Source organism: Nesterenkonia flava (assembly GCF_031432335.1).
GTDB classification, from domain to species: Bacteria; Actinomycetota; Actinomycetes; order Actinomycetales; family Micrococcaceae; genus Nesterenkonia; species Nesterenkonia flava.
On record NZ_JAVKGT010000067.1, the window covers coordinates 1 to 1,799 of the forward strand.

Annotated in this window: 1 protein-coding gene; it reads right to left on the minus strand. The window is 66.5% G+C overall.

Features of this window, described 5'->3' with window-relative positions; translation table 11 throughout:
• The coding region (locus RH857_RS13455) for a type IV secretory system conjugative DNA transfer family protein (RefSeq protein ID WP_310538487.1) at window positions 1-1,740 on the minus strand (1,740 nt) is incomplete at its 3' end.
• Between the last annotated feature and the right edge of the window lie 59 nt (window positions 1,741-1,799).

The following is a 1,799-nucleotide window of genomic DNA, read 5'->3' on the forward strand; positions in this document are numbered from 1 at the left end:
GTGGTGTTGGAGCATGGCTTCGATCTGCTCCCGGTCGGCCTTCAACTCAGCGGCCTCTGGTCGTTCGGTCCATCGGCGCAGGTCGGTGATGATCGGCGGTGCGGTCCGCAGCAGGGTGATCCCGGTGCCGAAGGGCAGAGTCCTGATCCGGTCTGGTGGCAGTACCGAGACACGGCGGACGGATCGCTGGTTGGAGCGTGTGCCGTGGTCCCCGATGGTGGTCGAATCGGTGTACTCGTCACGTTCTCCGATAAGGGTTGAGAGGTCTTGGAGGTCCCGGGAGTTCGATGCCCCACCGAGGATGATTTTGACGATCGCGGCATCCCAGATCGCCCCGGCCTGGTTCTCTGACCACTTCTCCCGCGCCTGCGCCAGCGACTGAAGTACCGGCAGGGTCGTGATCCCGGTGCCGCCACCTTCAGCCATCAACGTCGGCAGGCTGGGCAGGGGTGCGAGGTTGCCGATCTCATCCAGCGCCAACAACAGCGGCGGGTCGAGCCGTGCTCCTGGTGATCGGGCGGCCATACGCCGGGCTGTTTCGGCCAGGTCTTCCACGAACGCCGCCACCAGAGAGGCTGAGGCTCCGGCTCCTGCGCCGGTGGCCAACAGGAACAGGCTGCCCCGGTCGCCGATGAACCGCTCGGGGTCGAAGTCCTCCCCAGCCCTGGGTGAGACCGCATCCAACACCCGAGGATCAGCCAACGCTGACAGGGCCAGGGAGACGCCCTGCCAGATGGAATCCCGGGTCTTCGGGTCAGCTTCCAGCATCGAGGCCAGCGAGTCATCCCAGCCGGTCGCCGCCCTCGGGGTGCTGGACAGAATGGTGACCGCCTCGGCGGCAGCTGAGGGGTCCAGGGTCCAGCGGAACAGCTCAGCCGGTGACCGGTGATCCAACGCAGCCGCATGGAGCAGGGATTGGAGGGCGGTACGGGTCTTGCCTTCCCAGAACCCACCGGACTCGACCCCGCCAGCGGACATACCAGTCGCTGAAGCCAGCCCGGTAGCCCGTATCATCGCCGTCAGCGGGTCCTCACACCCCCGGATAGGTGACCAGCGCATCCCAGCCGGGATGCCCTCTCCCAGGTGTTGGGGGTCGAAGACCGCTACCGGTCCGATCTTCTCCCTCGCCCGCAACGTAGCGGTGAGGTTATCCGGCCGGGTAGACGTCGTCACCACCGCGCCGGGTGCATCCAGGATCGCGTTGATGACCACATGCAGGCCCTTACCAGAACGCGGTGGGCCAATCAGCAGAATCGAGTCCTCCACCGAAGCCCACACCTGCTTGCCCGCAGAGGTCCCCAGAAGGTAACCGACATCCTCGACCCGCGGCTTCGCCAGAGAAGGCCGCAGCGTCTCAGCCCGCCGCAACAGGGCCTTGGAAGTGGCGACTTTGGCAATATCGGCACTGGTGGCGGTGCCTGCCAGCCGATGCGGATCGGCTTGTTTCTGTTGACCCCAGCGGCGCACCCGCACCCACACCCAGGCACCGACCCCGGCCAGCCCGGCGAGCATCAACCCGGCAATGATCCAGTAGGCCACCGGATGTAGCCCCTCAGCTGCCAGCGCGGCGGAAGGATCACCAGGGCTGAACAGAACCCCCAGTCCGGCAGCCGGGCCAGCCTCCGGCAGGGATGCGCCGGTGACCCAAGCGGCGACAGTGCCAGCAACACGCAGGATCAACGCAATGCCCGCGGTGACCATGAGCAGGATGATCAGGGCGTTAGTGACCTCATCACCCATACCCCCGGCTTGGCGAGACCCCGGAGTGATGCCCCGGGTCACGGCAGCCGCCTCACCAG